Annotated in this window: 31 protein-coding genes; 12 read left to right on the forward strand and 19 right to left on the reverse strand. The window is 59.2% G+C overall.

Translation table 11 applies throughout. The features are described 5' to 3' along the window. The first annotated feature begins 23 nt into the window (after positions 1-23). Both flgK and flgL read left to right on the forward strand, forming a co-directional pair. Positions 24-1673 carry a flagellar hook-associated protein FlgK gene (gene flgK / locus ACJ8HA_RS03130; protein ID WP_033643519.1) on the forward strand — a complete coding sequence of 550 codons (1650 nt, stop codon included), beginning with the start codon at positions 24-26 and terminating at the stop codon, positions 1671-1673. A gap of 59 nt (positions 1674-1732) precedes the next feature. Continuing rightward, entirely contained in the window at positions 1733-2692 is a 960-nt protein-coding gene (gene flgL, locus ACJ8HA_RS03135; protein WP_016927302.1) for a flagellar hook-associated protein FlgL, read from the forward strand. 272 nt (positions 2693-2964) lie between these two features. Here the strand turns inward: flgL and sra are convergent, their stop codons facing one another. The 14 genes from sra to fliF form a co-directional block, all read right to left on the reverse strand. Then, positions 2965-3099, reverse strand: coding sequence for a stationary-phase-induced ribosome-associated protein (gene sra, locus ACJ8HA_RS03140; RefSeq protein WP_087763075.1), 135 nt, complete (start codon positions 3097-3099; stop codon positions 2965-2967). Positions 3100-3455: 356 nt separating this feature from the next. Beyond that, positions 3456-4238 carry a flagellar biosynthetic protein FliR gene (fliR, locus tag ACJ8HA_RS03145; protein ID WP_043138626.1) on the reverse strand — a complete coding sequence of 261 codons (783 nt, stop codon included), beginning with the start codon at positions 4236-4238 and terminating at the stop codon, positions 3456-3458. A 2-nt stretch (positions 4239-4240) separates the two neighbouring features. Beyond that, positions 4241-4510: a flagellar biosynthesis protein FliQ gene (gene fliQ / locus ACJ8HA_RS03150; RefSeq protein WP_004934803.1), complete on the reverse strand. Its 270-nt coding sequence runs from the start codon at positions 4508-4510 to the stop codon at positions 4241-4243. Positions 4511-4531: 21 nt separating this feature from the next. Then, the gene (gene fliP, locus ACJ8HA_RS03155) at positions 4532-5293 is read right to left on the reverse strand and encodes a flagellar type III secretion system pore protein FliP (protein WP_025303257.1); all 762 of its coding nucleotides are present in this window, start codon (positions 5291-5293) and stop codon (positions 4532-4534) included. Beyond that, positions 5290-5694 carry a flagellar biosynthetic protein FliO gene (fliO, locus tag ACJ8HA_RS03160; protein WP_025303256.1) on the reverse strand — a complete coding sequence of 135 codons (405 nt, stop codon included), beginning with the start codon at positions 5692-5694 and terminating at the stop codon, positions 5290-5292. Before fliO ends, fliP begins: the two co-directional genes overlap by 4 nt. Then, a complete protein-coding gene (fliN, locus tag ACJ8HA_RS03165) occupies positions 5694-6110 on the reverse strand; it encodes a flagellar motor switch protein FliN (protein WP_038876868.1) in 417 nt (138 codons plus the stop codon). The genes fliO and fliN overlap by 1 nt, the downstream gene beginning before the upstream one ends. After that, entirely contained in the window at positions 6103-7107 is a 1005-nt protein-coding gene (gene fliM, locus ACJ8HA_RS03170; RefSeq protein WP_025303254.1) for a flagellar motor switch protein FliM, read from the reverse strand. Before fliM ends, fliN begins: the two co-directional genes overlap by 8 nt. Before the next feature lie 5 nt (positions 7108-7112). Continuing rightward, positions 7113-7598 carry a flagellar basal body-associated protein FliL gene (gene fliL, locus ACJ8HA_RS03175; RefSeq protein ID WP_025303253.1) on the reverse strand — a complete coding sequence of 162 codons (486 nt, stop codon included), beginning with the start codon at positions 7596-7598 and terminating at the stop codon, positions 7113-7115. 165 nt (positions 7599-7763) lie between these two features. Further along, positions 7764-8993, reverse strand: coding sequence for a flagellar hook-length control protein FliK (locus ACJ8HA_RS03180; RefSeq protein ID WP_197812479.1), 1230 nt, complete (start codon positions 8991-8993; stop codon positions 7764-7766). Beyond that, complete coding sequence (gene fliJ, locus ACJ8HA_RS03185; RefSeq protein WP_043138615.1) at positions 8990-9436, reverse strand: flagellar export protein FliJ; 447 nt, start codon at positions 9434-9436, stop codon at positions 8990-8992. The genes ACJ8HA_RS03180 and fliJ overlap by 4 nt, the downstream gene beginning before the upstream one ends. A 21-nt stretch (positions 9437-9457) precedes the next feature. After that, positions 9458-10819, reverse strand: a complete 1362-nt coding sequence (fliI, locus tag ACJ8HA_RS03190; RefSeq protein WP_004934781.1) for a flagellar protein export ATPase FliI — start codon at positions 10817-10819, stop codon at positions 9458-9460. Beyond that, positions 10819-11523: a flagellar assembly protein FliH gene (gene fliH, locus ACJ8HA_RS03195; RefSeq protein WP_025303250.1), complete on the reverse strand. Its 705-nt coding sequence runs from the start codon at positions 11521-11523 to the stop codon at positions 10819-10821. The genes fliI and fliH overlap by 1 nt, the downstream gene beginning before the upstream one ends. Next, positions 11516-12508 carry a flagellar motor switch protein FliG gene (gene fliG / locus ACJ8HA_RS03200; RefSeq protein ID WP_025303249.1) on the reverse strand — a complete coding sequence of 331 codons (993 nt, stop codon included), beginning with the start codon at positions 12506-12508 and terminating at the stop codon, positions 11516-11518. Before fliG ends, fliH begins: the two co-directional genes overlap by 8 nt. Continuing rightward, the gene (fliF, locus tag ACJ8HA_RS03205; protein WP_049204117.1) at positions 12505-14199 is read right to left on the reverse strand and encodes a flagellar basal-body MS-ring/collar protein FliF; all 1695 of its coding nucleotides are present in this window, start codon (positions 14197-14199) and stop codon (positions 12505-12507) included. The genes fliG and fliF overlap by 4 nt, the downstream gene beginning before the upstream one ends. 315 nt (positions 14200-14514) lie before the next feature. Here fliF and fliE point away from each other — a divergent pair, with 315 nt between their 5' ends. Continuing rightward, positions 14515-14829, forward strand: a complete 315-nt coding sequence (gene fliE / locus ACJ8HA_RS03210; protein WP_025159836.1) for a flagellar hook-basal body complex protein FliE — start codon at positions 14515-14517, stop codon at positions 14827-14829. 80 nt (positions 14830-14909) lie between these two features. Next, entirely contained in the window at positions 14910-15110 is a 201-nt protein-coding gene (locus tag ACJ8HA_RS03215) for a hypothetical protein (RefSeq protein ID WP_025303247.1), read from the forward strand. Between the two features lie 173 nt (positions 15111-15283). Here the strand turns inward: ACJ8HA_RS03215 and ACJ8HA_RS03220 are convergent, their stop codons facing one another. After that, positions 15284-15883: an FMN-dependent NADH-azoreductase gene (locus ACJ8HA_RS03220; RefSeq protein WP_060433359.1), complete on the reverse strand. Its 600-nt coding sequence runs from the start codon at positions 15881-15883 to the stop codon at positions 15284-15286. A gap of 128 nt (positions 15884-16011) precedes the next feature. On the opposite strand from ACJ8HA_RS03220, the gene ACJ8HA_RS03225 reads away from it, so the two are divergent. After that, on the forward strand, positions 16012-16941 hold the full coding sequence (locus ACJ8HA_RS03225; protein WP_025303245.1) for a LysR family transcriptional regulator: 930 nt from the start codon (positions 16012-16014) through the stop codon (positions 16939-16941). A gap of 479 nt (positions 16942-17420) precedes the next feature. On the opposite strand, the gene ACJ8HA_RS03230 is transcribed toward ACJ8HA_RS03225, so the two are convergent. The 4 genes from ACJ8HA_RS03230 to fliD form a co-directional block, all read right to left on the reverse strand. Beyond that, positions 17421-18281: a helix-turn-helix transcriptional regulator gene (locus ACJ8HA_RS03230; RefSeq protein ID WP_025303244.1), complete on the reverse strand. Its 861-nt coding sequence runs from the start codon at positions 18279-18281 to the stop codon at positions 17421-17423. Between the two features lie 308 nt (positions 18282-18589). Further along, the gene (gene fliT / locus ACJ8HA_RS03235) at positions 18590-18958 is read right to left on the reverse strand and encodes a flagella biosynthesis regulatory protein FliT (RefSeq protein ID WP_004934765.1); all 369 of its coding nucleotides are present in this window, start codon (positions 18956-18958) and stop codon (positions 18590-18592) included. Beyond that, positions 18958-19368 (reverse strand): flagellar export chaperone FliS, encoded by a 411-nt coding sequence (gene fliS / locus ACJ8HA_RS03240; RefSeq protein ID WP_025303243.1) that lies wholly within the window; start codon positions 19366-19368, stop codon positions 18958-18960. Before fliS ends, fliT begins: the two co-directional genes overlap by 1 nt. A 32-nt stretch (positions 19369-19400) precedes the next feature. Then, positions 19401-20816 carry a flagellar filament capping protein FliD gene (gene fliD / locus ACJ8HA_RS03245; protein WP_089181028.1) on the reverse strand — a complete coding sequence of 472 codons (1416 nt, stop codon included), beginning with the start codon at positions 20814-20816 and terminating at the stop codon, positions 19401-19403. Between fliD and ACJ8HA_RS03250 the strand changes: the two genes are divergently transcribed. From ACJ8HA_RS03250 to tcyL, 7 genes are all read left to right on the forward strand, one after another. Next, positions 20810-20980, forward strand: a complete 171-nt coding sequence (locus ACJ8HA_RS03250) for a hypothetical protein (protein ID WP_233494396.1) — start codon at positions 20810-20812, stop codon at positions 20978-20980. The two genes, fliD and ACJ8HA_RS03250, sit on opposite strands and share 7 nt — an antisense overlap. Positions 20981-21097: 117 nt before the next feature. Next, positions 21098-22225 (forward strand): flagellin FliC, encoded by a 1128-nt coding sequence (locus ACJ8HA_RS03255; protein WP_049209051.1) that lies wholly within the window; start codon positions 21098-21100, stop codon positions 22223-22225. A 182-nt stretch (positions 22226-22407) separates the two neighbouring features. After that, positions 22408-23130 (forward strand): RNA polymerase sigma factor FliA, encoded by a 723-nt coding sequence (locus tag ACJ8HA_RS03260; protein ID WP_004934752.1) that lies wholly within the window; start codon positions 22408-22410, stop codon positions 23128-23130. 55 nt (positions 23131-23185) lie between these two features. Further along, positions 23186-23695, forward strand: a complete 510-nt coding sequence (fliZ, locus tag ACJ8HA_RS03265; RefSeq protein ID WP_025303240.1) for a flagella biosynthesis regulatory protein FliZ — start codon at positions 23186-23188, stop codon at positions 23693-23695. Between the two features lie 124 nt (positions 23696-23819). Then, a complete protein-coding gene (locus tag ACJ8HA_RS03270) occupies positions 23820-24812 on the forward strand; it encodes a D-cysteine desulfhydrase (protein ID WP_049295850.1) in 993 nt (330 codons plus the stop codon). A 115-nt stretch (positions 24813-24927) separates the two neighbouring features. Then, positions 24928-25728 (forward strand): cystine ABC transporter substrate-binding protein, encoded by an 801-nt coding sequence (gene tcyJ / locus ACJ8HA_RS03275; RefSeq protein WP_025303238.1) that lies wholly within the window; start codon positions 24928-24930, stop codon positions 25726-25728. Further along, positions 25728-26390, forward strand: a complete 663-nt coding sequence (tcyL, locus tag ACJ8HA_RS03280) for a cystine ABC transporter permease (RefSeq protein ID WP_442515200.1) — start codon at positions 25728-25730, stop codon at positions 26388-26390. Before tcyJ ends, tcyL begins: the two co-directional genes overlap by 1 nt.

The raw sequence follows: 26390 nt of genomic DNA on the forward strand, positions 1-26390 counted from the left end.
GCGCCGCAGCATAAGGAATTCCGATGTCCAATAGCTTAATCAATACCGCGATGAGCGGGCTGAATGCGGCTCAGGTGGCGCTCAGTACCGTCAGCAACAACATCTCCAACTACAACGTGGCGGGCTACAACCGCCAGACCGCGATCCTGGCGCAGAACGGCGGCATGGCCACCATGAGCGGCTTTATCGGCAACGGCGTGACCGTCACCAGCGTTAACCGCGAGTACAACCAGTTCATCACCAACCAGCTGCGCGGCGCACAAAGCGCGTTCGGGGCGCAGAACGCCTATTACGAGAAGATTTCGCAGATCGACAATCTGTTGGCGAGCAAGACCAACCCGCTGTCGACCAACATGCAGGATTTCTTCACCAACCTGCAGAACCTGGTGAGCAACGCCGGTGACGACGCCGCGCGCCAGACGGTGCTGGGCAAGGCCAACGGTCTGGTGAACCAGTTCAACAACACCGATAAATTCCTGCGCGACATGGACAACGGCGTTAATCAGCAGATCAGCGATACGGCGCAGCAGATCAACAGCTACGGCCAACAGATCGCCAAGTTGAACGACGAGATCACCCGTTTGCGCGGCAGCGCCGGCGGCGAACCGAATGCGTTGCTGGATCAGCGCGATCAGTTGGTCACCGAATTGAACCAGCTGGTGGGCGTACAGGTCACGCAACAGGACGGCGACGCCTATACCGTCTCCTTCGCCAACGGCTTGACGCTGGTGCAGGGCAGCAATACGTATCAGGTGGAAGCCGTGCCTTCCAGCAGCGATCCTTCCCGTCTGACCATCGGCTATAACCGCGGCAACGGCGCCAGCGAAGTGCCGGAAGGCCAGATCACCAGCGGCACGCTGAGCGGCGTGCTGAAATTCCGCAGCGAAACGCTGGACGGCGTGCGCAATCAGCTGGGCCAGTTGGCGCTGGCGATGGCGGACAGCTTTAACCAACAGCATCGCGCCGGCTTCGATCTGAACGGTGACGCAGGCGGCGACTTCTTCAGCTTCAGCGGCGGCCGGGTGGTGGATAACACCCGCAACACCGGCGACGCGTCGCTGTCGGTTTCTTACACCGATACCGGCAAGGTGAAGGCTAACGATTATCGCGTTGAGTTCGACGGCAGCAACTGGCAGGTCAGCCGCCTGCCGGACAATGTGAAAGTCAACGCCACGCCGGGCACCAGCGCCGACGGCAAACCGACGCTGAACTTCGACGGGTTGGAAGTGAGCATCGACGGCAATGCGCAGGCCAAAGACAGCTTCACCGTGAAGCCGGTCAGCGACGTGGCGGGCAACCTGAAAGTGGCCATCACCGATTCGTCCAAGATCGCCGCCGCCGGTAAAGACGACAGCGGCCGCGGCGATAACGAGAACGCCAAGAAGCTGCTGGATCTGCAAACCAAAAACCTGGTGGACGGCAAAGCGACCCTGAGCGGCGCTTACGCCGGCATCGTCAGCGGCGTCGGCAACCAGACCGCTGCCGCCAAGGCCATCGCTACCTCGCAGGCCAAGATCGTCACGCAGCTGGGCGCGCAACAGCAGTCGATGTCCGGCGTCAACCTTGACGAAGAGTACGGTGAACTGCTGCGTTTCCAGCAGTACTACATGGCCAACGCGCAGGTGATTCAGACCGCCAGCTCGCTGTTCGACGCGCTGCTGAATATTCGTTGATTTCATTGTTAATCGGCGCCGATAACGGCGCCGGTTGCTCAGAGTAAGGAACCCACAGCATGCGCATGAGCACCAGCATGATGTACCAACAGAACATGAACGGCATCACGGGCAACCAGTCGCTGTTCATGAAGGCGGCCGAGCAGCTTTCCTCGGGCAAGCGGGTGATCAACCCGTCCGACGATCCGCTGGCGGCGTCGCGCGCGGTGATGTTGTCGCAGTCGCAGGCGGAAAACAGCCAGTACACCCTGGCGCGCACCTTCGCTCGTCAGAACGTGTCGATGGAAGAAACGGTATTGGCCGGCGCGACCTCCACCATCGCGGATATGAAGGCGCTGATCGTCAACGCCGGCGGCACCGAAAGCGATAACGATCGCCAGTCGCTGGCCACCCAACTGCAGGGGCTGAAAGATCAGCTGCTGAACCAGGCCAACAGCACCGACGGCAACGGCCGCTATATGTTCGGCGGATATGTGAACGACAAGGCGCCGTTCGTCGATAACGGCGGCACCGTCAGTTATCAGGGCGGGGACAAGACGGTTCAGCAGAAAGTGGACGCCAACCGCACCATGACCATCGGCCATACCGGCAACGCGGTGTTCATGTCGTTGACCAGCAATCCGAAGCCCGAGCCGGACGGCAGCGCGCCGGTCAGCAACGTATTCGAGAGCATCGATATTGCGCTGAACGCGTTGAAAACCCCGCTGCAGGGCGCCGACGAGGCCACCAAGCAGCAGGTGAACGATGCCTTGGCGAAAGCCAACCGCGGTCTGGACAACTCCTACAACAACGTGTTGAGCGTGCGCGCCGAGCTGGGCAGTCAGCTGCAGGAAATGGATCAGCTGGACAGCATCGGTAAAGAGCGTGACATGACCAACCAGATCCAGATGAGCGCGTTGACGGATGCCGATCTGGCCGAGTCTATCTCGTCTTATTTCATGCAGCAGGCAGCGCTGCAGGCGTCGTATAAAACCTTCAGCGATATGCAGGGCATGTCGCTGTTCCAGATGAATCGTTAAGAGCAATACCCCGTTGCCTGACCGCGACGGGTTTCCCTTTAGTGCGCTTAGAAAATGCCTTCTCCGCCTCGCGGGGAGGGAGGCTTCTTGAAACCGGGTGCACTCGTTTGGCGCGTCGCTCGTTCTCCCACTACTGACTGAGTGACGCGCCTTTTTTTCATCAGGAAAGAAATAATACGATTGTCACCCCTGTTTAATGCGCAATGGCATTATTGAAATCAGCGGTGGAAGAATCGCGATGGATATTATTTCCCTGACGATAAATAGCGCTGCTATTTCTTTTTCTTCTCCACTTTCCATTTTCCGCCGTCGGCCGTCTCGGTAAACGAAACTCTAAACTTGTTGCTTTTCCAGTGGGTCAGACCGAATAACCGGCGTGCTTTGCGGTTGCTTTTCGCTTTAATCATTTTCTCGCTCCTGTGGTTAGCAAAGGTCGATGCTGCGCCCTGCAGCCGGCAGGCGCCGGACGCATTTATTCAGGGTGTAAGTTATCTGCCGCGCATTTAACCCTGCGTGGCTGCGTTATTTTTTATTTTTACTTTGGAGTCAGTGTTTTTATCGCCGCTGATGGCTAGCGTGGTACAAGCGATATTTCTGTTGCCGGGTCTATTCTAGGTCGGGGTTTTATTTATTCAAGCCGCCGGAGACATTTGAACCTTAATCCGGATAAAAGGCGTTTCTCAGGCTTTTGTCCCAAGAAAGCGTTTTTATTGCCATTTTGTCTCAGGCAGATAAGGGGGAAAGGGAGGGGCGTTGCAGGGGCTTAGAAGGTCATGCCGCCGATTACCGCCGCCAGTCGATCGAAGATTTCACCGAACAGATGTTCACAGAACGGCGCCAGCATCGGCATCATCATACCCAGCGTCATGATGCCGAAGGTCATGGTGACCGGGAAACCGATCACGAAGACCGACAGCTGCGGGGTCATGCGATTGAGCAGGCCGAGCGCCATGTTCAGCGTCAACAGCAGGCAGATCAGCGGCAGCGCCAGCATCATGCCGTTGATGAAAATCAGCGAGCCAACCTGGGTCAACACCAGGAAGCCGTTGCCGTTCAGCGGCTGCGTTTGGATAGGCAGGGTATGGAAGCTGTCCGCCAGCAGTGAAATCAGCCACAGATGGCCGTCGAAGCTGAGGAACAGCAGCATCGCCAGCAGGTTAAGCAGGCGCGCCAGCACCGGCATGTTCGGGCCGCCGCTGGGATCGAAGAAGGTGGCGAACGACAGGCCCATCTGCATGCCGATCACTTCGCCCGCCAGGCGCACCGCCGCGAAGGCGAACTGCATGGTCAATCCCAGCGCCACGCCGATCAGAATCTGTTGAACCGCCAGCCACAGGCCGGCGGCGGAGAAGATCGGGATATTGCTGGCGGGCAGCGTCGGCGCGATCAGGATGACGATCAGCCCGCCAAGGCCGATTTTGACCTTTTTGCTGATTTGTTTTTCGCTGAATATCGGCGCGGTGCTGATCAGCGCCAGAATGCGCAGCAGCGGCCAAAAGTAGTGGCTGAGCCAGACGGTGAGCTGGGCGCTGTCGAAGGTGAGCACGGTCAGCCGATCAGGGTGGGCAGGTTGCTGAACAGAGTGCGCATGTAGTCCAGCAACAGATTCAACATCCAGGGACCGGCGATGATGATGGTGGCCACCACCGCCAGAATTTTAGGGATGAACGACAGCGTCATTTCGTTGATCTGGGTGGCGGCCTGCAGCAGGCTGACGACCAGGCCGCTGATCAGCGCCGCCAGCAGCAGCGGGGCGGCCAGCGCCAGCGCGACTTTCATCGCTTCGGTGCCGAGCGCCATAACCGATTCAGGTGTCATCTCGCGTTCTCCGGTCAGGGGTTACGAATAGAAGCTCTGCGCCAGCGAGCCGAGCAGCAGCTGCCAGCCATCGACCAGCACGAACAGCATCAGCTTGAACGGCAGCGAGATGGTGGCGGGCGGCACCATCATCATCCCCAGCGCCATCAGCACGCTGGCGACCACCAGGTCGATAATCAGGAACGGAATGAACACCGTAAAGCCGATCTGGAAGGCGGTTTTCAGTTCGCTGGTGACGTAGGCGGGCAGCAGGATGCGCATCGGCACCGCCTCAGGGCCGGCCAGCGGCGGCTGATTGGCCAGTCTGGCGTACAGCGCGAGATCGGTTTCGCGCGTTTGGCGCAGCATGAATTCGCGCAGCGGCTGCGCGCCTTTATCCAGCGCGACTTCCAGCCCGATTTTGTCCTGGCTGAACGGCAGGTAGGCGTCCTGATAAACCTTGTCGAACACCGGCGACATGATGAAGAAGGTCAGGAACAACGCCAGCCCCAGCATCACCTGGTTCGGCGGCGCCGAAGGCGTGCCCAGCGCATTGCGCAGCAGGCCGAGCACGATGATGATGCGGGTGAAGCTGGTCATCATCAGCAGCATGGCCGGCAGGAAGGTCAGCGAGGTCAACAGCACCAGCGTCTGCACCGGCAGCGACCAGCTTTGGCCGCCGTTGGCCAGCGGCTGACTGATCAGCCCCGGCAGTTGTGCCAAAGCCGCCGGGCTGATGAACAGCAGGGCGGCAGGGAGCCAAACCGCCGGACGGCGGACGAGGGTATGAAGAGTCGAGGTCATGCCGATTTTTCCGGGCGTTTCAGAACTTTTTGCATCAGTTGGCGGAAGTCCGCCGGCGTCGCCACGTCGGCCGCGCCCTCGTCTTTCGGCGGGGCGGGCAGGGTGTGCAGCGGGGTGATCTGCTGGGCGGTGACGCCCAGTACCAGCAAGGTGTCATCGACTTCCACCACCACCACGCGCTCGCGCTGCCCGACCTGGCAACTGGCGCGCAGGTTGAGCAGTTTGTTGTTGCGCGCCTGCGGGGCGAAACCCAGCCGACGGAACAGCCAACCGGCCAGCAGGATCAGCAGCAGAATGCCGCCGAGCGCGCTGCTGACCTGCATCAACACCGAACCGGCCGGCAGGGCCGGCGCGGCGGGGGATTGGCTGCTTTGAACGGTTACGGGCGCCGCAACGGTCATCAGCGGCTCAGTCGACGCATGCGTTCGGACGGGGTGATAATGTCGGTGATGCGCACGCCGAACTTGTCGGCCACCACCACCACTTCACCTTGTGCGATCAGGTAACCGTTGATCAGGATGTCCAGCGGCTCGCCGGCCAGGCCGTCCAGCGCCACCACCGAGCCTTGCGACAGGCGCAGCAGCTCTTTGATGGTCATCTTGGTGCGCCCCAGTTCCACGGTCAGCTTGACTGGAATATCCAGGATCAGGTCGATATCCTGCAGGCTGCCGAGCGCATCCTGAGCTTCCAGCGACTTGAACACCCCTTCGGTGCTCGCGCCGGATTTCTCTGTCGACTGCTGCTCGTTAAACGCATCAGCCCACAGATCGTCTACGGATTCCTTTCCTTCGCCAGACGGTTGCTTAGGATCACTCATTGGGCTGTTCCTCACTCAGAGCATTCAAAATAGGGTTAATCAAATGTTCAACACGCAGGGCATATTGCCCGTTTAACGTGCCGTATTGGCTGGTCAGAACCGGTACGCCGTCCACATGGGCGATCAGGCGTTCCGGCTTGTCTATCGGTAATACATCGCCCGGTTGCAGCTTCAGGACTTTCGACAGCCGCATCGGGATATCGACGAAGTTGGCGATCAGCTCCAGTTCGGAGTGCTGCACCTGCTTCACCAGCGTTTCGCGCCAGTGGCTGTCTTCCTGCCGCGAATTTTCCAGCGGCGGGTTGGTCAACAGCTCGCGCAGCGGTTCGATCATCGCGAACGGAATGCAGATGTTGAACTCGCCGGTCAGCGCGCCGATCTCCACCTGGAACGGCGTGGTGACCACGATGTCGTTCGGCGAGGTGGTGATGTTGGTGAACTTCACCTGCATTTCGGCGCGCACGTATTCCACGTCGATCTTGTAAATGGCGCTCCAGGCGTCGCCATAGGCGTCCAGCGCCAGGCGCAGCATGCGTTTGATCACCCGCTGTTCGGTCGGGGTGAATTCGCGGCCTTCGACTTTGGTCGGGAAGCGGCCGTCGCCGCCGAACAGGTTGTCGACGGCGATGAACACCAGACTCGGCGCGAACACGAACAGGGCAGTGCCGCGCAGCGGATTCAGATGCACCAGGTTCAGGTTGGTCGGCACCGGCAGGTTGCGGGCGAACTCGTGATACGGCTGGATTTTGATCGGGCCGACGGTAATGTCCGGGCTGCGGCGCAGCAGGTTGAACAACCCCATGCGGAACTGCCGGGCAAAACGTTCGTTGATGATTTCCAGCGCGTGCAGACGCTCGCGCACCACGCGGCGCTGGGTGTTCGGATCGTAAGGCTTGACCTCGCTCTCTTTGCCGACTATCGCTTCGGGTTCATCACCCGCGCTGTCGCCGTTGAGCAAGGCGTCGATCTCTGCCTGTGAAAGAATGCTATCGCCCATAGTGATTACCGCAGTATGAAGGCGGTGAACAGCACGTCGCTGACCACCTGCTTCGGTTGTCCCTTAACCAGCGGCGGGCTGAGCACGTCCTTAATCTGCGCCACCAGCTGTTGCTTCCCTTGTTCATTGGCCAGCTGGCCCGCTTCCTGACGGGAGAGCAGCATCAGCAAGCGGCTGCGCACTTCCGGCAGAAAATCGTTCAGCTGACGGCGGGTACTTTCGTCCGGCAGACGCAGCGTGAGTCCGATATACAGCACGCGATCCGGGTTGTTGTCCGGCGTCACCAGGTTGACGGTAAAGGTGTCGAGCGGCATGAACACCGGCGCGGCCGGCGGTTGCTGTTTGACGGCGGCCGGTTCGGCGCCGTTTTTATGCTGTTGCAGCAGCCACCAGCTGTAGCCCGCGGCGCCACAGGCGACGACGCTGATCAATACCAGCAGGATGACCAGAAGGGAGCGTTTCGGTGCTGCCGGAAGGGTGTTCTGAGACATAGCCAAATCTAATTCCTGTTGTTCCACCCGCAGCCTGCTAGGCGGCGGGCATGGCGCGCGGCAAAGCCGCACGCATGACATGTAAAGGTATTATCGCGTCTATCACGGCGTGCAATAGCCTGAATAGACGCGCAAATGGGTGCCAGCTTGGGCGTTTGCGGCGGCTCAGGCGAAAATATCGACGCCGTTGACCGCACTGGCCATGCGCTGCAGCGCCACCGGCGCGCTGACGCCGTCGGCGGCCGCAGCCTCACCGCCAGCATGTTCAGCATAGCTGGAACGCCCCTGGCCGTTGGACGCCTGCTGCTGCCCCTGTTGCCATTGCGGGGTGGACTCGCCGCCCACGCTGCTTTGCCCCAGGTTGATGCCGCTCTCCGCCAGCGCGTGACGCAGCTGCGGCATCGCTGCTTCCACCGCCGCGCGCACCTGACCGTGGGCGGAGGCAATGTGCAATTGCGCCTGCTGATCGTCCAGTTTCAGCGTGATCTGCAAGGCGCCCAGCTCCTGCGGGTGCAGGCGCAGCTCGGCACTTTGCTGGCCGTTGCGGTGGAACATCAGCACCTGTTGGTTCAACGCCTGCTGCCATTCCGGGCTGCCCAGCTGCGCGTTGAGCTGCGGCGTAGGCGGTGCGGTCACCAGTGCGCTGGCCGGTGCGGCCGTTTGCGTTGGGCTGGCGGCGGCCAGGGCGACGGCATGGTTGAGCGTCGGTTGCTGCTGTGCATCGCTCGCCGGCAGCGGCTGTGCGGCACTTGCGCGCTCACCGCTGGTCGGTTGCGGGAGCGCCGCCTTGGCATTATCGTCGCCGGTGGCCGGCGTTTTCGCCCCTGTCAGCGACGGAGCAGGGGATGCCGATGAACGCGCGGCGGTTTTATCACCGGCCGCCGCAATGTTCAGCAGGCCATTGCCGGGCTGCAGTGCAGTCGCCTCGTCAGCGCTTTCCACCGGCAGCGAACGTTGGCCTTCGGTCGGTTGCGCCTGGGCGACGAGCGCGGCCGGCAGCATGGCGTACAGCGCCTGCAGCGTTGCGGCATCCAGCTCTTTGGCGGCGGCGATCGGTGGTTGCGCCGGTTTGTCGCCGGCGGTGGGTGCCTCGGCTTCGGCGCCTTCAGGTGAAAGCGCATCGGCTGGGGTGGCCGGGTTCTGCAGCAGGCCGCCGCGCTCGCCGAAGGTGGCTAGCAGTTGATTGAGCTGGTTGCGGCTCAGGGCCGGGGCGCGTTCCTCGTCCGCGCTCAGCGCGACCGGCGGCTGTTTGCCATCGGCGGCGGGCGCGAAACGTGCGCCGAGCAGCTGGGCGAAGGCCGATGACAACTGGCTCTCATCCAGCGCCGACGTCAGTTCGGCCAGGCCGCCGGCGTCGCCGGGTAAGGCCAGGCCGGGCAGGGCGTTCAGATTCATGGGTTGATATTCCTTTGTGCACTGCGTTGAGCGAACTCATCCATCAGTTTTTGATCCCGTTTGTTCTCCTGCTGCTGCTCCGCATTTAAGGCGCGGGTATGCAGGGTCTCGAAAGCGTTCAGCCGCTGTTGTTTGTCTTGCCATTGCTTCACCGCATGATCCACTTTCTGCCCCCACTGCAGCAGCTGCTGGCGGTGCTGGTCGATGGCCTGTTCCAGCGTGCCGATAAACTGCTGGTAGTTTTGCCAGCTAGAGCTGTCCATGCCGTCGCAAAGCGTATGATTCAGCTTCTGGCGGTATTCGTCCTGATAGTTGAGCAGCATCGACAGCTGTTGCTCTGCCGCCTGCTGCGCCTGCCGTACCTGGCCCAGCTGTTGCGCGGCCTGTTCCACCGCATCCTGCGCCAGATCTCGCAGGGTAATCAGGGGAGATTGTGATTTCATCGCTGTGCGCCTCTGGTGACGTTAAACAATCAACTGCTGCAGCTGTTGACAGGCTTCATCGTAGCCGCTGCGTTCAAAGATGCCCTGTTGCAGGTACGCTTCCATCTGCGGGTACAGCGTCATCGCTTTGTCCAGCAACGGATCGCTGCCGGCCGCGTAGGCGCCGACGCTGATCAGATCGCGGTTGCGCTGATAGCTGGCCAGCATCTGTTTGAAGGTGCGTACCCGGCGATAATGCTCTTCGTCGATCAGCGACGTCATGGCGCGGCTGATTGACGCTTCGATGTCGATAGCCGGGTAATGGCCGGCTTCCGCCAGGCGCCGGGACAGCACCACGTGGCCGTCGAGGATGGCGCGCGCCGAGTCGGCGATCGGGTCTTGCTGATCGTCCCCTTCGGTCAATACGGTGTAGAAGGCGGTAATGGAACCGCCGCCGCTGATGCCGTTACCCGCGCGTTCCACCAGCGCAGGCAGTTTGGCGAAGACCGAAGGCGGATAGCCTTTGGTCGCCGGCGGTTCGCCGATGGCCAGGGCGATCTCACGCTGCGCCATGGCGTAGCGGGTAAGGGAGTCCATGATCAGCAACACGTGCTGCCCGCGATCGCGGAAATCTTCGGCGATGCGGGTGGCGTAGGCCGCCCCCTGCATGCGCAGCAACGGCGATACGTCCGCCGGCGCAGCGATCACCACCGAGCGCGCCCGGCCTTCGGCACCGAGAATGTTCTCGATAAAGTCTTTGACCTCGCGGCCGCGCTCGCCGATCAGGCCAACGACGATCACATCTGCCTGGGTATAACGGGCCATCATGCCGAGCAACACGCTCTTGCCGACGCCGGAGCCGGCGAACAGGCCCATGCGCTGGCCGCGACCGACGGTCAGCAGACCGTTGATGGTGCGCACCCCCACGTCCAGCACCTGCTCGATCGGCGTGCGCTGCAAGGGGTTGAACGGCGCGGTGATCAGTGGCGCGCGGTAACCGGTTTCCGGTGAAGGCAGGCCGTCGAGCGGTTTGGCGCTGCCGTCCAGCACCCGTCCCAACAGGGCCGGGCCGAGCGGCAGCTGTTTGCCGGCGCTTTGGCCTTCCGGCGCGATGCGGGCGTAAACCCGCGCGCCCGGCACGATACCTTCCACTTCTTCCAGCGGCATCAGGAACAGCCGCTGGCCGTTGAAGCCGACCACTTCGCTTTCCACTTCCTGCACTTCACCGGCGTCGTGCCGTTCGATGAGGCAGGTCGCGCCGAGCGGCAGCTGCAGGCCGGTAGCCTCCAGCACCAGCCCGGTCGCGCGGGTCAGGCGGCCGTAGCGGCGCACCGTCGGCGCGCGGGCGATGCGTTTTTCCAGCGTATCCAGAGAACTCAGCCAGCGGCCGAGACGCGCGGTCATCAGACTTCTCCCGGTGCCGCCAGGCGGCACAGTTCATGCCAGCGCGTCGCCAGGCTGGCGTCGAGATCGCCTTCCTCGGCGCTGACCTTGCAGCCGCCCGGATGCAGTTCGCCGTCCGCCAACAGGCGCCAGCCGTGCAGGCTGAGGGTAACCCCCAACTGTTGCTCGACGCGAGGGTAGTCGTCCGGGTGGACCCGCAGCTGCGGCTTGCCGTTGAACATCGGCTCCTGCTGGATCAGCTGTTGGATCTGCGCGAGCAGGGCGGTGCCGTCGCACACCGGCGGCTGGCCCAGCACCTGTTTGGCGGCGGTCAACGCCAGCTGCATCAACCGTGAAGCGATCACGCTGTCGAGCGCGTCCAGCGTGTGCTGGAATTCGGTAACCAACTGCTGCCAGTGGGCGGTCAGCGGCTGTTGCTGCTGCTGCGCTTCCAGCAGCCCTTGCTGACGGCCTTCTTCCAGACCGGACTGAAAACCGGCTTCATAGCCTTTTTGCTGGCCGTCGGCATAGCCCAACTGCTGGCCCTGTTGCTCAGCCTGCAGCCGCAGCGTCGCCAGCTGCTGTTGCAATTCGGCCTGCGCGTCCGGCGACGGATCGCTTTGTTCGAGATCCGGCAGCGGCGGCAGGTCGAACGCCGGTTTCTGTTCACCCAAATCGTTGAGCGACCAGGGCTGCCAGGGCAGGGTGTTAATGCGATCAGACATAGGTGTCCTCGCCGCCGCCAATGATCATTTCGCCGGTTTCCGCCAGGCGTCTTACTACCAACAGGATGGCTTTCTGCTCGTTCTCCACCTGCGACATGCGCACCGGCCCACGGTTGGCCAGATCGTCGCGCAGGATGTCGGCGGCGCGTTGCGACATGTTCTTGAGGAACTTCTCGCGCAGCGGCTGTTCGGCGCCTTTCAATGCGATCAGCAGCGACTCGCCTTCCACTTCCTGCAGCAGACGCTGGATGCTGCGATCGTCGACTTCCACCAGGTTTTCGAACAGGAACATCTCGTCGATGATCTTCTGCGCCAGCTCGCCGTCGTATTCGCGCATCGCGTCGATGACCGCTTCTTCTTGCTGGGTTTTCATCAGGTTGATGATCTCGGCGGCGGTGCGCACCCCGCCCATTTTGCTGCGCTTGAGGTTCTGGCCGTCGAGCAGGTTGTTCAGCACTTCGGTCAGCTCCGCCAACGCCGCCGGCTGCACGCCGCCGAAGGTGGCGATACGCAGCATCACGTCGTTGCGCAGACGTTCGTCGAACAGGGCCAGGATATCCGCCGCCTGGCCGCGTTTGAGGTGCACCAGAATAGTGGCGATGATCTGCGGGTGTTCGTCGCGGATCAGATCGGCAGCGCTCTGCGGCTCCATAAAGTTGAGCGTTTCCATGCCGGTGGTGGTCTCGCGCGATTCGAGAATGTCTTCCAGCAGGCTGGCCGCGCGCTCTTCGCCCAGGGCCTTGACCAGCACCGAGCGCAGATAGTCGCTGGCGTTGACGCTCAGCGCCGCGTATTGCTCGGCGTCGTCTTCAAACTCGGTCAGTACTTCGCCGAGCTGTTTGTGCGAAACCTGGCTCATGCCGGCCATGGTGCCGCTCAGCAGCTGTACTTCGCGCGAGGAGAGGTGCTTGAACACCTCCGCCGCGCGATCTTCACCCAGCGTCATCAGCAAGATGGCGCTTTTGTCGGTTCCGGTCAGGCTCATATCTCGTTACTCATCCATTGGCGGATTACCAGAGCGACCACGCGTGGGTCTTTATCAGCCAGATCGCGGATCCGCTGGCTCTGGACTTCTGCGCTGACGCGCTGCTGCGATTTACGACGCTGCGCCAGCTCCTCGTTGCTCGGTTTGCCGCTGTCGGCCGGTTTGGCGGCAGGGGCATTGGCGGCGGCGATGGCGGCCTGTTGCGCCGCCTGGCGCTGTTGCAGCTGTGGCCGCACCAGTTTGCGCCACAGCAGCCAGGCCACCAGCAGCACCAGCAGATAGCGGCCCGCGTCGATCAGGCGATCGATAAACGACTGGCTTTGCCAGAACGGCAGTTCGCCACCGGTCACCTGACTGTCGGTAAACGGCGTGTTGACCACGTTCAGGGTATCGCCACGGCTGCTGGAGTAGCCCATCGCTTCACGCACCAGCGCTTCGATCTGCGCCAACTGCTCTTTGCTCATCGGCTGCGGTTTGCCGTCTTTATCTACGCCGAGGTAGTTGACTACCACGGCGACCGACAGACGCTGCACGGTGCCGGCTTTTTGCTGGGTGTGGCGAATGGTGCGGTCGAGTTCGTAGTTGGTGGTCGCGTCGCGACGGGTATTTTGCGGTACGCCGTTGGCCGCCGCGCTGCGGGTGGTTGCGGCGTTTTGCGCGGTGGCATTGTTGCCTGCGGCGTTGGCCGGCTTGGCGGTCTCAATCGGCGCGGTGGCCGGTGCGCTTGGCTGATTGGACAGCGCGCCTGGCACGCCGCCCACCTGTGGCCCGCCGATCTGCTCGCTCAGGCTGGTTTGCTGAGAGCGAATAGCGGCTTTGTCAGGCTGTTGGTTAGGTTGGTACTGTTCATCGGTTTGTTCGCGCGTGGCGAAGTCGATCTGCGCCGTGACCTGCGCGCGCACGTTGGCGCTGCCGACCACCGGGGCGAGGATCGCCTCGATGCGGCGCTGGAAGCCATTTTCCACTTCGTTGGCGTATTTCAGCTGCGAGGCGTTGAGATCGCGCCCGGTGCCGTCGGACTGCGTCAGCAGGCGGCCAGCCTGGTCGACCACGGTCACGTTGCCCGGCGGCAGGCCGGCGACGCTGCTCGACACCATATAAACGATGGCGTTGATCTGGCCGTCGTCCAGCGCACGGCCGGGTTGCAGGGTCAGCGTCACCGACGCGGAAGGGGATTTCTGTTCGCGTACGAACAGCGAAGGTTTCGGCAACGCCAGGTGAACGCGGGCGTTTTGCACCGGCCCCAGCGACTCGATGGTGCGCGACAGCTCGCCTTCAAGGGCGCGCTGATAGTTGATCTGCTCGCTGAACTGGCTGATGCCGAATTTTTCCTGATCCAGCAGTTCGAAACCGACGGCGCCGCCTTTCGGCAGCCCTTGCTGCGCGAGGCGCAGACGGGTTTCATGCACTTTTTCCGCCGGGATCAGCAGCGCTGCGCCATTTTCGGCAAAGCGATAAGGGATATTCATCTGCGTCAGCTGGGTGACGATGGCGCCGCCGTCGCGGTCGTTCAGATTGCTGTACAGCACGCGGTAGTCGGGGCTTTTCACCCACAACAGCAGCGCGACGACGATCGCGATCGCGGCGGAAGCGGCGACCAGCAACGGAATTTTCGGGTTGGCGCGCAGACGATTCCAGATGGCTTGCAGGCCGTTGTCGCGGCTTTCGCCGGCGGTTATCGAAGCACTCATTTTAGGTCTCGTCCTTCAATGGCGCTCACGATCCCGTATGGGCCGCTGAGCAGCTCCCTGCCAGGCTGATGAACGGTATGGTTAGCGTTGTGTGACAAAACAGACTCCCTGATACACATATCTTCTAAATAGCGGCGCTCCCATTTCTGGGCAGGCCATTATTCGCCTTATCAGACGATTCCGATTGCCCGATAAGCCGGGTTTTTTGCAGTTAATTAACCGCTTTAGGTCTGAAAACGCTGTGCTAGGGTGTGCATCATTGGAGAAGTGCAGGGTGAAAACGTCACCCGGCGAGACGAGATGATTGAGGATCAGATGGCGATTCAGGGCATTGAAGGGGTACTGCAGCAGATGCAGACCATGGCGGTTCAGGCCGGCAAGATGGGGCAGAATGCGGCGCCGCAGGGCGTCAGCTTCGCCAGCGAACTGACCGCGGCGCTCGGCAAGATCAGCGAGACCCAGCAAACGGCGCGCAAACAGGCGCAGGATTTCGAACTGGGCGTGCCGGGCATCAGCCTGAACGATGTGATGGTCGATCTGCAGAAATCGTCGGTGTCTTTACAGCTGGGCGTACAGGTGCGCAACAAGCTGGTGGCGGCCTACCAGGATATTATGAATATGCCGGTGTGATGAACGTGCCGATCATTTTTCAGTGAAATTTGGGTCGGCGCTGTTACCCTATAGCGACGGTCATTTATCGGGATAGGATGATGTACAAATCGCTGTATCTTGCTCTGGGTATCATGGCGTTGTCTGGATGCGCCGGGCAAAACGATGACTATTCATCGGCACAAAAAAATGCGGCTCATCAGGACGCCGGCAAAGAATGGAAAGCGTTTGTCGCGCCACTGTCGGTGAAAACGCAGTCGCCCGGCGAGCGAGAAATGAAACGCGCTGCCCGGCAATACTGAAGTCACGACTTCAGCCAATAGGCAAAAAAAACCAGCTATCGAAATAGCTGGCTGAAGGTGCGATAAAACATTTATGTATGTGATGTAGGAGCGTCGACGCCCGCTCGAAATGGTGCCGACGTGGTTATCATATTTGTTATGTTATAACAAATCAATGCTGCTGTGCGTTTGCTTCAGCCTGCCAATTCTGCGATCCGCTCGCGGGCGTTCGCCAACCCCTGAGCGAGGCCGTGCGGTTTCATATCCAGCCCTTCGGCATAGATAAACTGCACGTCGCCGATCCCCATCAGCCCCATCACCGAGCGCAGGTACGGCGTCACGGCGTCAGTCGGCTGGCCGGCGTGTATGCCGCCGCGTGAACTGAATACCAGCGCATTGACGCCTTCTACCAGCCCCACTGGGTAAGTGGCGGTATAGTTGAACGTCACCCGGGCGCGGGCCACCAGATCGAACCAGTTTTTCAGCTGGGTTGGAACGTTGAGGTTATACATCGGCGCGCCGATCAGCAGCAGATCGCTCCCTTTCAGTTCGGCAATCAGCCGGTCGGAGAGCGCTACCGTCGCTTTGGCGCGTGGGCTGATGTTTTCTGCGCCTCGCAGCGCATCGAACAGCTCGCCGTCCAATACCGGCAGATCCAAGGCCGCCAAATCGTGTTCGACGATCTGATCTTCATATCCTTTGGCCCGACGCGCCGCCAGATAGTGGTCAATCAGGTTATTGGTCTGCGAGTCGTTTCCCATAATGCTGGATTTGAGTACCAGTATTTTTTTCATGCTGTTGTCCTCTGACGGTAATCTGTGGTTTTCACCGGGACTCCGGAATGACTGCAGGTTACCATTGCCTGATGCTCACCAGTGGTGATAGGTTTTCACTTAATTGATTCCAATTTGGAAGCATTAAGATGAAAAGCGATCTCAGCGCACTGCCGGCGTTTGTTGCCGTAGCGGAAGGCGGCAGTTTTGCCGCCGCCGCAGAAAAATTGCATCTGACACGTTCTGCGGTCAGCAAAATCGTGTCGCGTCTGGAGGCGCGGCTGGGCGTGATGTTGTTTATGCGCACGACGCGCAGCCTGAGCCTGACGGATGAAGGGGCGTTGTACTACGAGCACTGCCGGCAGGCGTTGGCGAACGTTCAGGCGGCGGAAAACCAGTTGGACAGTGGCAAGATGCAGGTCCGAGGCCGGCTCAGGATCTCGATGCCGGTGTTGTTCGGCCATCTGTGCATTGCACCCTTGATGACGGCACTGGCGAATGAGCATCCCTTACTGACGCTGGAAATTTCGTTCAACGACCGCAGGATCGATCTGATCGATGAGGGGTTCGATCTGGCGGTTCGCATCGGCGAACTGGCGGACAGCGGCAGTTTGGTTGCCCGGCGCTTGGGCGAACACGGCATGCTGCTGTGCGCCTCGCCCGACTACCTGCGGCGCAGTGGTGAACCGAGCACGCTGGACGCGTTAAGCCAACACCAGGCGGTGGGGTATCTGCACGCCGGCGCCGTGTTGCCCTGGCAACTTCGCGGCGAAAACGGTGAGCTGCAGTCGTTCAGGCCACCGGCCAAGATGATGATGGATGACATGCAGGGGATCGTCGATGCCGTTTCCGCCGGAGCCGGTATTGCCTGGCTGCCGGAGTGGCTGGTACGCGAGCGGCTGATGGCAGGGACGCTGGTGGAAATCATGCGCGGTGGATCCAGCCTCAGTTTTCCGGTGAATGCCGTGTGGCCCTATATGCCTTACCAGCCGCTCAAGGTGCGGCTGGCGGTGGAAAAACTGGTGGCGGAGCTACCGGGGAAATTGGCGCTTGTGGCACCACCGGTATTGCCGTGCTAATGGCCGGTGTCGCAACCGACAAGGAATGGGCGCTAATCTACCGAATAGAGGGGCGAAAACGGTGCTGTCAGGCTTATTGAATACGCAGGTGACCGTTTATTATAGCCTGATTAGTAGGGTTATTATTCGAGGCAGGTCAATGAGCACGAAAAGCGAATCCAGATGGCGTCTGATCAGTATTTTAATGCTGACGGTACTTGCCGTATTAATTGGCGTTCTGGTTAAACTGGACTGAAGTCTGACCAGGCGATAAAAAGCCTGGCCGTTTTATTGTGCGGCAAGTAAACGCATCATGTCTTCTTCATACAACAATACCAACAGCCACAGCCCCAACAACGTGATTGCTAGAGAAAATAATCGCTTTTCATTACGCATCATTTATTTCGCTCTTCGGCGGATGAACGTTGCGTAGCGTATCTCGGCGGTGTGACAATCGTTAGGGATCTGTGTCAAATAAAGCCATTTTGTTACGCGTCTATTTAGGTTTCTCCGGCGACCAGCGACTCAATGCCTTGAGAGCCGGGTTCCATAATCCTTTGATGACCGCGAATAGCGGTAGGGGCGAAACCGAAACGTTTGCGAAAACGTTCGGCGAAACGTGATGCGCTTTCATAGCCGACATGTTGCGCAATGGCGGAGATCGGCCAGTCGGTCGACTGCAGCAGGGCCAGCGCGCTACTCATGCGCACGTCGATCATCAGATTACGCAATGCGGTATTTTCCATCGACAGTTTGCGGCGCAGCATCACTTCACTCATCGACAGGCTTTCCGCCACTTTGGCCGCCGTCCAAATGCTGTGCGGATCGGTTGCCAGGCAGCGACGCACGCGTTGGGTGAGGTCCTTGGCTTCGTTGTGGATGAAGCGAATGCCGAACTGGGCCAGCCACAGCAGAATTTCCAGCATTTTGTGCCGCACGATGATGGTGGGAAACCGCTGCCGGAGCGCCAGCGCCAGGCTGGTCGTCTCAAAACTGTGCTTCAGGGCGCAGGGCAGGTTGCGCAGCGCCAGGACGGCATCGAACGGCATTGGCGTCGGCGCTTCCTCAGCCGGAGGCTGAATCGTGAGCAGCCGTGGATCGCAGGTCAGCAACTGGCAGCTGAAAACACCTTCTGCGGATGGGCCATTAATAATATCCACCGTTTGCCCCCCGTCGATAATCAACAGCTCGCCGGCATGAGCCACCACCTCGTGTTGTTGCCAGCGTACGCGCTTATGGCCTTGTTGTATCAGATACAGATGTGGTTGCTCAAAATAGACTGAAGGGAATAATAATTCAGTATGCTGAATGATGTGCGCTGAGGCGCCAATTCCTGGACAGAGATTAATTGTACGTTCCATCGATATTCATTTCGCAGCCATTATCTGAGAATATCTTTACGCTTTGATCCGCGTTGGAGCAACATTTTTCCATGGGCCGTGAAACACAGCGGCGTGTTTTATCTATCAAAAATCAATTTCCTGCTGAACAGAAAACGTCCGTGTCGGGATAATGTTTATCCATTAAAGTGAGAGCCAGGCTCGAAGCGTGCATTTTACCAATTACCCATAAACTGAATAATTCAAATGCCATAGATTAATATCCTAACGTAACCCGAGAGTAATAGCGCATAGTGCTATTTAATCCATTTTCGTCAGTATTGTCGATCTTATCGGACCTGTGGTTCCCCCAGCAACAGCGCACGATCATGAAACTGGCCGTAGGTATTGTTGACCACGTTCTGGCGCGTGGACTGTTCGATCAGCATCTTCAGCTCATCCATCCGCTGCTGTAACAGACGTTTGAGCTCGGTTTCGTTGTCGAGGATCTGTTGCAGCTTATTGCGCAGCATTTCCTGCAGCGCCATTGACGGGCCGGCTTGCCCGGTGAAGGCGGCGGTTTTTTCCACCGCCGTCACGTAAGCGAATTCGAGCTCGACGAGCTCCTCCCAGCGCCCGGTTTGCGCCAGCGCGATCATCTGGCTGCTCAGGCTATAAATTTGTTGATAAGCGGCTAACAGCTGCTGTTGACGTTCCATTACATGGCGTCCTGCGAAGGTTGGTAGTTAGGGCCAATCTGGCGCCAGGCGTCGGCGATGTTCTCCAGCAGTTTGACCACTTCGGCGATCGCCGCTTCGTCGTTGTGCAGGTTGGCCTGCATCAGCCGACGCTTCATATAGTCGTACAACGCCGCCAGGTTTTCGGCGATCTCGCCACCCTGCTGAGGATCGAGGCCGCTTTTCAGGCCGTTGTCGATGATATTGATGGCTTTGGACAGCGCCATACCTTTGCCGGCGATATCGCCCTGGTTCATCAGGATGCGTGCGCGAAGCAGGGCGCTGAGCGCCCCGTCGAACAACATCACGATTAACTGGTGCGGGCTGGCGCTCATGGCGCCGCTTTCCAGACTGACCTGCGCATAGGCCTGAGTGCCGCTTCTGTTATACATGTTGTTTCTTTACCTGTTACCTGGTTAAGGGATCACTTTGCCGAGAACTGCTGTTGTAAATAGTTACCTGTGCTGCTCAATTTGGACATCATGGTATCCAACTGAACGAACTGCTGCTTATAGCGGTCGATGGTGTTCTGAATGCTGGCCGTGACCGTGGTTATCTGGATGTTCAGGCGATCGAGATTGGTATTGATGCTCTTGGTCGAGTTCTCGATGATGCCGCCGGCCTTGATGTAATTTTGGATCTCGTTGTGGATCTCGGTGGCCATACCGGTGTCTTTGCCGTTACCGGCGAAGAAGTTGGCGATTTGTTCCGGTTTTTCGTCGATGGCTTTGTTCAGCTTGGTGCTGTCGATTTCCAGCTTGCCGGTTTTGGTGTTGGTGGAAATGCCGAGGTTGCCCAGGCCTTTCAACTCCGGGTTGTCTTGAGCCGAGCTGAGAGCGCTTTTGATCGAGGACTGAATACCGCGCAGGGTGTTGTCGCCCAGCAGCGCGCCGTTCTTGGCATTCTGTGCTTCACCGGGTTTGACCGGAGTGTATTTGGTTAACGAATTAAAGGTGTCCAGCAGCGAGTTATAGCTGTCGACCCACTCTTTAATCTTGTTGGCGCTGCCGCTCTTGTCGATACCGATCACCAGGTTTTGCGGTTCACCGGCCTTGGTGGTGGTTTTCAGGTCGAGCGTGACACCCTGCAGGGCATCGGCGATCGAGTTGGTGCTGCGCTTGATGGTGGTGCCGTTAACGACGATTTCCGCATCCTGGCCGGGCACCGTTTGCTTCATCGCGGTGCTGCCATCTTTCGGCGGGTTTTTAGGATCGTAGTTGAGGATAGCGCCGAGCTTGTCGTCGTTATTGACCTGCACTGCAATGGTGCTTTTTTCGCCTGGCGTGGTGGAGCTCAATGCCAGTTGATAGTCATTGTCGCCGACGCGCATGATGCTGGCGGTAACGCCGGATTTCGATTTGTTGATGGCGTCGCGCATTTCGACCAGCGAGGTCTGATCGTCGCCGAGCGGGATCTTGGTTTCTTTCGGCGGGTTGCCGGCGGTGATGCTGATGGAACGATCGCTGCTGCCCGGCGTGCCCAGCTTGGCCTGTTGATCGGTAATCGTCGCTTTAGTGGTCAACGTTTGCGGCTGCGCCAGTTTCAGCACCTCGATGGAGTAGTTGCCCGGAACCGACTTGTCGGTGGTGGTCACGGTAAACTGATCGTGCTTGGTGGCGGTGGTACTGTTGAAGAACTCTGGCTTGGCCAGATCTTTGCTCAGATTGTCAAACTTCTCCAGCGCGCCCTTCAACGTGCCGTAACCGGTCAACTGGGCGTTATAGCTAGTCTGCTGGGTGGTGTAAGGCGTAAGGCGCTGCTGTTCCGCTTTGGTCAGTTTGTCGAGCAAACCGTTAAGGTCGAGTCCTGAGCCGATGCCTAATGAACTGATCGATGCCATTCGTGCTTCTCCTTGGTAATGACTTTATTCGCTTTACGCGTTATCGGCTCAGTGATGAAAAAGTTTACCGAAAAAAACAAAAAATCGATGGCGCAATAGAGGAGGGAAAAACCGCGTTATTTCCGCCATTGCCGGCGATGCAAAAAAAATTAAAAAAATTCTAAAGGTTGTTAGGGGAGGGCCGATACCTGAGGGGACGGTGGTTGACGCCGTGGGCAAACAAGCCCGAACCTTTTAACCGTGTTGCGAAGAACGCAACTGACTCGTAAGGAAAGCAAACAATGGCACAAGTAATCAACACTAACAGCCTGTCGCTGATGGCGCAGAACAACCTGAACAAATCTCAGTCTTCTCTGGGCACTGCGATTGAGCGTCTGTCTTCCGGTCTGCGTATCAACAGCGCGAAAGACGATGCTGCGGGTCAGGCGATCTCCAACCGTTTCACCGCGAACATCAAAGGCCTGACTCAGGCTTCTCGCAACGCCAACGACGGTATCTCTCTGGCGCAGACCACTGAAGGCGCACTGAACGAAGTTAACGACAACCTGCAGAACATCCGTCGTCTGACCGTACAGGCGCAGAACGGTTCTAACTCCACCAGCGACCTGAACTCTATCCAGGACGAAATCACTCAGCGCCTGAAAGAGATCAACCGTATCTCCGAACAAACTGACTTCAACGGCGTGAAAGTGCTGAGCAGCGAGCAGAAACTGACCATCCAGGTTGGCGCTAACGACGGTGAAACCATCGATATCGATCTGAAAAAGATCAATGCCGAAGAACTGGGTCTGAAAGACTTCAGCGTTGCGAATGCAGGCAACAAAGTGGGCGCTGCGATCGCCGACAAAGCTAGCATTAAGTACGACAATGGTACTACCGTTACTGACAATACCACTGTTGATGCATCAGGCTTGGCTACAGGTGATAAATTAGTATCTGGCACGGATAAAAATGGTAAGACCATGTATATGGTTGAGTCTACTGATGCTGATGGCAAAAAGACTTACGCCAAAGCGGAAGCCGCGTTTACTGCGGCAGTAGCTGCCGATCCAACCGCGACTCCTCCTGTCGTTGCCGCTCCTGCAAAAGTAGTCTTTACTAAGGGTACTGACGCTGTAGACATGTCGACCCCGACTGCGAACCCACTGGATACTTTGGACAAAGCGCTGTCTCAAGTCGACAACCTGCGTTCTTCCCTGGGTGCGGTACAGAACCGTTTCGATTCTGTTATCAACAACCTGAACAGCACCGTGAACAACCTGTCCGCTTCTCAGTCCCGTATCCAGGATGCTGACTACGCGACCGAAGTGTCCAACATGAGCCGTGCCAACATCCTGCAACAGGCTGGCACCTCTGTTCTGGCACAGGCTAACCAGTCTACTCAGAACGTTCTGTCCCTGCTGCGTTAATCGTCTCTCCCGATTAACTGTCGCAAAGAAACCCCGCTTCGGCGGGGTTTTTTTATGCTCGCGCACCGCGCGGTTATTACATGGCGCAAATAAAGCCTGTTTTGTGCGACTGTTCAGCCGATTGGCATTTCGCCCCCTACGCATAATAGCGCTGACTCTCTTATCCGCAGGTTTAAGACATAGTGAGCGATCTGTATACCGCCGAAGGCGTGATGGACAAAAATTCTCTCTGGCTGCGCTACGTGCCGTTAGTGCGCCACGAGGCGTTGCGCCTGCAGGTCAGGCTGCCCGCCAGCGTGGAGCTTGACGACCTGCTGCAGGCCGGGGGAATCGGGCTATTGAACGCCGTTGAGCGTTATGACGCCCTACAGGGAACCGCCTTTACCACCTATGCGGTGCAGCGCATTCGCGGCGCGATGCTCGACGAGCTGCGCAGCCGCGACTGGGTGCCGCGCAGCGTGCGACGCCATGCGCGTGAGGTCGCGCAGGTGATGCGGCAACTGGAACAGCGTTACGGCCGCCCGGCGAGCGAGACGGAAGTGGCGCAGACGCTGAATATCTCGCTGGATGAGTACCGTCAAATTCTGTTGGACACCAATAACAGCCAGCTTTTCTCCTACGACGAATGGCGCGAGGAGCATGGCGAAAACGCGGAACCGATGCTGGAAGGGCATGAAGAGGCCAACCCGCTGCATCACCTGTTGGAAGGCAGCCTGCGCCAGCGGGTGATCGACGCCATCGAGGCGTTGCCGGAGCGCGAAAAAATGGTGCTGACGCTGTATTACCAGGAAGAGTTGAATCTCAAAGAGATCGGCGCCGTGCTGGACGTCGGGGAATCCCGCGTCAGCCAACTGCACAGTCAGGCGATCAAACGGCTGCGTGCGCGGCTGGCGAACGATACCTGACGGCGGCCCGCCGCCCCTCAACTTGATGACCCATGCGACAACCGGACTGCCCCTTATGCCAGGAATACTGTTAAAGAAACGGCCGCTTAGCCGTTACCTGAAAGACTACAAGCACAGCCAGACCCATTGCTCCCAGTGCGGCAAACTGTTGGACCGCATGGCGCTGGTGTTTCGCGGCAAGATTATCAATAAAGAAGCCATCGCGCGCATGGATCAGCCGATCGACGATGCGGTCTGGCAAAACGTGCAGCACGAGCTGACCGCGCTGTGCCGCTTTTGCAGCGAGATCTCCTGTAACAGCCACCCGAGCTATTTCGACATCATGGCGTTCAAGCAGTATCTGTTCGAACAGACCGAGATGAGCCACAGCACCATCCGCGAGTATGTGGTGCGGCTGCGTCGGCTGGACGAAATGCTGGTGGCGCGTAACTATCCGGCGGATAAATTCGCCAGCAGCGCCAGCCATCAGCGCATTATCGACGATCTGCCTACCGCGGCGCACAACAACTACCGCATTGCGCTGCGCAAATACGATCAGTATCTCGCCTGGCAGCGCAGCTACTGAGATTTTCCCCGGCCGCTGGGCCGGGGTCTGCGGATCCCCCCGTGATAAAGGATGATTATTCAGTTCACATCTGCTAAATCTATCGGTTATCAGATGTTGATATTCGATTCCCTGGGGGGAAGTAGTGAACCTGCAACAACGACTGGCGCAATTTCCGCGTCTGGATCTGGTTGGCACCGCCACACCGCTCGAAAAGCTGTCCCGTCTCTCCGATTACCTCGGCCGCGAAATCTACCTTAAACGTGACGATGTCACTCCAATGGCCATGGGCGGCAACAAGCTGAGAAAGCTCGAGTTTCTGGCCGCCGATGCGCTGAGGCAAGGCGCCGATACGCTGGTCACCGCCGGCGCCATTCAATCCAACCACGTGCGCCAGACGGCGGCGGTGGCGGCGAAGCTGGGCCTGCACTGCGTCGCGCTGCTGGAAAACCCTATCGACACCCGCGCGGAAAACTACCTGACCAACGGCAACCGCCTGTTGCTCGGCCTGTTCAACGCCGAGGTGGTGATGTGCGAAGCGCTGCACGATCCGCAGCAACAGCTGGCAGAACTGGCGACGCGCCTTGAGGCGCAGGGGTTCCGGCCTTACGTGGTGCCGGTGGGCGGTTCCAATGCCCTGGGCGCGCTGGGATATGTGCAGTGCGCATTGGAAATTGCCGAACAGAGCCAACGCAGCAACGTGGCGTTCAGTTCTGTGGTGGTGGCGTCCGGCAGCGCCGGCACTCACGCCGGGCTGGCGGTGGGGTTGCAACAGCTGCTGCCGGAAACCGAGTTGATCGGCGTGACGGTCTCGCGCACCGTGATCGATCAACTGCCTAAGGTGGAGCAGATCCAGAAAGCCCTGGCTTGTTCGCTGAATATCGACGAGCTGGCGCCGATCGCGCTGTGGGACGATTATTTCGCGCCGCAGTACGGCATGCCGAACGAAGAGGGCATGGCGGCCGTGCAGCTGCTGGCGCAGCAAGAGGGCGTGTTGCTGGATCCGGTATACACCGGCAAAGCGATGGCCGGTTTGATCGACGGCATCGCCCAGCGGCGCTTCCGCGATGAGGGCCCTATTCTGTTCGTTCACACCGGTGGTGCGCCGGCGCTGTTCGCCTACCATCCGCAGGTGTAAAAACCGCTTGTTATTCCATTTTGAACTATATTTATAAAGTTATATTCCTTTATGCGGGCGGTCGCACTGTTAAAGTGCTGATATCAAAAAAGATAAATAACACACAGGGGTGTTTATGATGTTTGCGAAAGTTCGTCGTCAATGGTTGTTGGGCGTGGTGGGTATTGCGTTGGCCGCCGGTGTGACGACTCAAACCTACGCCGCTGATAACCTGCTGCAGCAGGTGAAACAGCGCGGCACGCTGATCGTCGGGCTGGAAGGCACCTATCCGCCGTTCAGCTTCCAGGGTGAAGACGGCAAGTTGACCGGTTTTGAAGTGGATTTCGCCAACGCGCTGGCGGAACATCTGGGCGTGAAAGCCAAGCTGAACCCGACCAAGTGGGACGGCATGCTGGCGTCGTTGGACTCGAAACGTATCGACGTGGTTATCAACCAGGTGACGCTCTCCGATGAGCGCAAGAAGAAATATGACTTCTCCACTCCGTATACCGTTTCCGGTATTCAGGCGCTGGTGAAAAAGGGCAACGAAGGCACCATCACCAAGCCGGAGGACCTGAAGGGCAAGAAGGTCGGCGTTGGCCTGGGCACCAACTATGAGCAATGGCTGCGCGAGAACGTGCAGGGCGTAGACGTGCGCACCTACGACGACGATCCGACCAAGTATCAGGATCTGCGCGTTGGCCGCATCAACGCCATTCTGGTGGATCGCCTGGCGGCGCTGGATCTGGTGAAGAAAACCGGCGATACGCTGGCGGTAGCCGGCCCGGCGTTCTCTCGCCAGGAATCCGGCGTGGCGCTGCGCAAGAACAACCCAGAGCTGCTGGCCGCGATTGACCAGGCGATCGCCGAGATGCAAAAAGACGGCACGCTGGCGAAGATCTCCGAGAAATGGTTTGGCGCGGACGTAACTAAATAATGCACGAAAGTATTCAACTGGCGCTGGATTCAGCGCCATTTTTATTGAAGGGCGCAATACTGACGCTTCAGCTCAGCCTGAGCGGTATGGCGTTGGGGTTGCTGCTCGGTTTTCTGCTGGCGCTGATGCGTCTTTCACCGCTTTGGCCGCTGTCGTGGCTGTCGCGTATCTACGTGTCGCTGTTCCGCGGTACGCCGTTGATTGCCCAGCTGTTTATGATCTATTACGGTCTGCCGCAGTTCGGCATCGAATTCGACCCTTTCCCGGCGGCGCTGATTGGCCTGTCGCTCAATACCGCCGCCTACACCTCGGAAACGCTGCGCGCGGCGATTTCGTCGATCGATAAAGGGCAGTGGGAAGCCGCCGCCAGCATCGGCATGACCCGTTGGCAAACCCTGCGCCGGGTGATCCTGCCGCAGGCGGCGCGCACCGCCTTGCCGCCGCTGGGCAACAGCTTTATCGGCCTGGTGAAGGACACCTCGCTAGCCGCCACCATTCAGGTGCCGGAACTGTTCCGCCAGGCGCAGCTGATCACCTCGCGCACGCTGGAAGTGTTCACCATGTACCTGGCGGCATCGCTGATTTATTGGGTGATGGCAACCCTGCTTTCCGCGCTGCAAAACCGTCTGGAAGCCCACGTTAATCGCCAGGATCAGGAGTAG

Origin of the sequence: Serratia sp. CY33802 (assembly GCF_052169095.1) — a bacterium.
In the GTDB taxonomy this organism is placed as follows: domain Bacteria; phylum Pseudomonadota; class Gammaproteobacteria; order Enterobacterales; family Enterobacteriaceae; genus Serratia; species Serratia bockelmannii.

Excerpts from the sequence above, each read along its gene's own strand:
- flgK (WP_033643519.1), top strand. The coding sequence starts at position 24 with ATGTCCAATAGCTTAATCAATACCGCGATGAGCGGGCTGAATGCGGCT.
- flgL (WP_016927302.1), top strand. The coding sequence starts at position 1,733 with ATGCGCATGAGCACCAGCATGATGTACCAACAGAACATGAACGGCATC.
- sra (WP_087763075.1), bottom strand. The coding sequence starts at position 3,099 with ATGATTAAAGCGAAAAGCAACCGCAAAGCACGCCGGTTATTCGGTCTG.
- fliQ (WP_004934803.1), bottom strand. The coding sequence starts at position 4,510 with ATGACACCTGAATCGGTTATGGCGCTCGGCACCGAAGCGATGAAAGTC.
- fliP (WP_025303257.1), bottom strand. The coding sequence starts at position 5,293 with ATGACCTCGACTCTTCATACCCTCGTCCGCCGTCCGGCGGTTTGGCTC.
- fliO (WP_025303256.1), bottom strand. The coding sequence starts at position 5,694 with ATGACCGTTGCGGCGCCCGTAACCGTTCAAAGCAGCCAATCCCCCGCC.
- fliN (WP_038876868.1), bottom strand. The coding sequence starts at position 6,110 with ATGAGTGATCCTAAGCAACCGTCTGGCGAAGGAAAGGAATCCGTAGAC.
- fliM (WP_025303254.1), bottom strand. The coding sequence starts at position 7,107 with ATGGGCGATAGCATTCTTTCACAGGCAGAGATCGACGCCTTGCTCAAC.
- fliL (WP_025303253.1), bottom strand. The coding sequence starts at position 7,598 with ATGTCTCAGAACACCCTTCCGGCAGCACCGAAACGCTCCCTTCTGGTC.
- ACJ8HA_RS03180 (WP_197812479.1), bottom strand. The coding sequence starts at position 8,993 with ATGAATCTGAACGCCCTGCCCGGCCTGGCCTTACCCGGCGACGCCGGC.
- fliJ (WP_043138615.1), bottom strand. The coding sequence starts at position 9,436 with ATGAAATCACAATCTCCCCTGATTACCCTGCGAGATCTGGCGCAGGAT.
- fliI (WP_004934781.1), bottom strand. The coding sequence starts at position 10,819 with ATGACCGCGCGTCTCGGCCGCTGGCTGAGTTCTCTGGATACGCTGGAA.
- fliH (WP_025303250.1), bottom strand. The coding sequence starts at position 11,523 with ATGTCTGATCGCATTAACACCCTGCCCTGGCAGCCCTGGTCGCTCAAC.
- fliG (WP_025303249.1), bottom strand. The coding sequence starts at position 12,508 with ATGAGCCTGACCGGAACCGACAAAAGCGCCATCTTGCTGATGACGCTG.
- fliF (WP_049204117.1), bottom strand. The coding sequence starts at position 14,199 with ATGAGTGCTTCGATAACCGCCGGCGAAAGCCGCGACAACGGCCTGCAA.
- fliE (WP_025159836.1), top strand. The coding sequence starts at position 14,515 with ATGGCGATTCAGGGCATTGAAGGGGTACTGCAGCAGATGCAGACCATG.
- ACJ8HA_RS03215 (WP_025303247.1), top strand. The coding sequence starts at position 14,910 with ATGTACAAATCGCTGTATCTTGCTCTGGGTATCATGGCGTTGTCTGGA.
- ACJ8HA_RS03220 (WP_060433359.1), bottom strand. The coding sequence starts at position 15,883 with ATGAAAAAAATACTGGTACTCAAATCCAGCATTATGGGAAACGACTCG.
- ACJ8HA_RS03225 (WP_025303245.1), top strand. The coding sequence starts at position 16,012 with ATGAAAAGCGATCTCAGCGCACTGCCGGCGTTTGTTGCCGTAGCGGAA.
- ACJ8HA_RS03230 (WP_025303244.1), bottom strand. The coding sequence starts at position 18,281 with ATGGAACGTACAATTAATCTCTGTCCAGGAATTGGCGCCTCAGCGCAC.
- fliT (WP_004934765.1), bottom strand. The coding sequence starts at position 18,958 with ATGGAACGTCAACAGCAGCTGTTAGCCGCTTATCAACAAATTTATAGC.
- fliS (WP_025303243.1), bottom strand. The coding sequence starts at position 19,368 with ATGTATAACAGAAGCGGCACTCAGGCCTATGCGCAGGTCAGTCTGGAA.
- ACJ8HA_RS03250 (WP_233494396.1), top strand. The coding sequence starts at position 20,810 with ATGCCATTCGTGCTTCTCCTTGGTAATGACTTTATTCGCTTTACGCGT.
- fliD (WP_089181028.1), bottom strand. The coding sequence starts at position 20,816 with ATGGCATCGATCAGTTCATTAGGCATCGGCTCAGGACTCGACCTTAAC.
- ACJ8HA_RS03255 (WP_049209051.1), top strand. The coding sequence starts at position 21,098 with ATGGCACAAGTAATCAACACTAACAGCCTGTCGCTGATGGCGCAGAAC.
- fliZ (WP_025303240.1), top strand. The coding sequence starts at position 23,186 with ATGCCAGGAATACTGTTAAAGAAACGGCCGCTTAGCCGTTACCTGAAA.
- tcyJ (WP_025303238.1), top strand. The coding sequence starts at position 24,928 with ATGATGTTTGCGAAAGTTCGTCGTCAATGGTTGTTGGGCGTGGTGGGT.
- tcyL (WP_442515200.1), top strand. The coding sequence starts at position 25,728 with ATGCACGAAAGTATTCAACTGGCGCTGGATTCAGCGCCATTTTTATTG.